Origin of the sequence: Micromonospora sp. CA-249363 (assembly GCF_050950185.1) — a bacterium.
In the GTDB taxonomy this organism is placed as follows: domain Bacteria; phylum Actinomycetota; class Actinomycetes; order Mycobacteriales; family Micromonosporaceae; genus Micromonospora.
On sequence record NZ_CP192020.1, the window covers coordinates 4666012 to 4668159 of the forward strand.

General features: G+C 71.9%; 1 protein-coding gene. It reads right to left on the bottom strand.

Translation table 11 applies throughout. The annotated features are described in order from the left end of the window. Positions 1-29 precede the first annotated feature (29 nt). Positions 30-2126, bottom strand: coding sequence for a hypothetical protein (locus tag ACQPZK_RS20875; RefSeq protein ID WP_433534624.1), 2097 nt, complete (start codon positions 2124-2126; stop codon positions 30-32). Between the last annotated feature and the right edge of the window lie 22 nt (positions 2127-2148).

The following is a 2148-nucleotide window of genomic DNA, read 5'->3' on the forward strand; positions in this document are numbered from 1 at the left end:
ACGGCCCGGCCGTGTTCACCCGGCCACGGTCACGGACAGTCGATAATCGCCTCGACGACCCACGTCAGCGTCTGCACATGTTGCGGCAGCACCCGGGCCACGTCGTTCAGCGCGGTGACCCACTGGCCACGGATGGCCGGTTCGTTGACCAGCTGTCCGGCCAGCGTGAAGATCCTGGAGCGTGCCTCGGCCTGGGTCATCGCCCCGGCGAACAGCGTGTCCATCACCGTCGTGATCGTCATGCTCACCTGGTCGTTCAGGCCGTGCGCGGCGAGCGCGGCAAGCTCCGGCAGCATCTGCCGGACCTGGATCTCCCGCTCGGCGGGGGTGGCGGTCTCCGGCACGGCACGCAGCGGGTTCAGCACCGCGCCCGGCGTCGCCGGTTCGGCCAGATAGCGGAGGGTGCCCTCCCGACCTCCGACGTGGTCGAGGTTGAGCAGGGCCGCCTGCGGCCGGAAGATGGTGGTCAGGCCGGCCAGCGCGGTCGCCGCCGGCCGCTGGTCGCTGCCGAGACCGCGTACGTCGTTCAGCAGCCGGACGAGATCCTCCCGGCCCGCGGTGAGAGGCGTGGTGATGAGCGCGGAGAGCTGGTGGGCCGGCGCCTCCACGGCAGGGGCCGGATTCTCTCGTACGGCGTCGACGATGGCGGAGTCGTCGAGTTCGTCGGCGACGACCACGACCTCGTCGTCGGCCGCGCCGGGCGTGCGTACCGCCCAGGGCGGTGCGCCGAGGTTGAGCCCGCCTCCGGTGGACATTCCCGGGGCCTGGTAGACGAGGTCGGCGTGCAGTCTGTCGAGTTCGGCGCGCAGGTCGGCGGTGACGGTGCCGTTGGTCACCACCAGCGGCACGTCGCCGTCCAGCGCGTGCACACCGACGCGCGCCGCGAGGTCGTTCGACACCGTGAGCGGCATCGGCTGGCCCGGGCGGTCCACACCCAGCACGACCAGCGAACGGCCGCTGAGCTCGGCCAGTTTCATCACGCCGCTCTGGAACGTGTCGTCGTCGATGCGCTCGTGCGCGGTCCGTCCGACCGCCGGCAGGCTCTTTGTCGAACCGATGACCTCGACGCTGTGCTCGGCGTCGTTGTCGTCACGCCACTGCAACAGGTGCTGACCGTCGGTGGTCGCCGACGCCCACGACCGGGTCGGGGTCGTCGCGTAGAGCTCCTGCCGGAGCCCGTTGAGCAGGCCGAGGAACGACTGCTCAGCGGAGGCCTGGCCGTAGCGGATCCGGTCGGCCCCGTTCGGCAGCAGCCCCGGGGCGCCGGTGGCGACGTCGACCTGCATCAGGCTCTCGGTGAGCGGGTCGTGGGTCACCTCGAACAGACCGACACCGTTGCCGTGCTCCACGACGACCAGCGCGGAACCGCCGCGCGGCAGGTCGCGTAATCCGGCGCGCAGCTCGGCGTACCCCTCAGGGGTGTGCACCTCGGTGACACCGGCCAGTTCGAAGGCCCGGTCGCCCAGCCGGTCGGGCGCCACGACCGGGTCGGCGGCACCGCCGATCGGGCCGCCCGGTAGCCGGCGCAGCATCTGGGCGACCAGCCCGGGCGCCTGACCGAGCTGAATGCCTTCCGGCGTGTGCACCAACCGGAAGAGCCGCTGCGCGGTGGTCAGCGGGACGAGGTTGTCGTCCACGTCGGCGTACGCGTCGGCACCACGCCGGTTCAGCGGCTCCACCTGGACGAAGTCGGCGTCGGCCGGAGCGACCGGAGTGCCGGTGCGGTCGAGGTGGCTCACCCGGTCCGCAGCGCCCTCCAGGGCGTCCGGCACCTCGTCGAGCAGCTGCGCCACCGGGAACTGCACCGGCATCCGCAGCTCGTCGGCGTGGCGGCCGAGCTCGGACAGGCTTCGCGGACCGACCACCGCGGGCGGTAGGTAGAACACGGCCTTGTCCAGCGAACTGGACGGCTGCATGTCCAGGTAGGTCAGCAGGTGCGGCCAGTCCAACACCGGCGATTTGAGCGGAACCAGCGTGGTCAGCCCCGGGTTGACCGGCCGGGGCCGGGCCGCCGCCGCCGCCAGCTCGTCGCCGGTGACCAGCCTTGACCCCAGCAGGAGCGCGTCGCCGGTGAGCGCGATGCCGTCGGCGCAGAGTTCCGGCGGCGCGGTGTCGGGAAAGATCATTCGCAACATGCTGTTCTCCGGC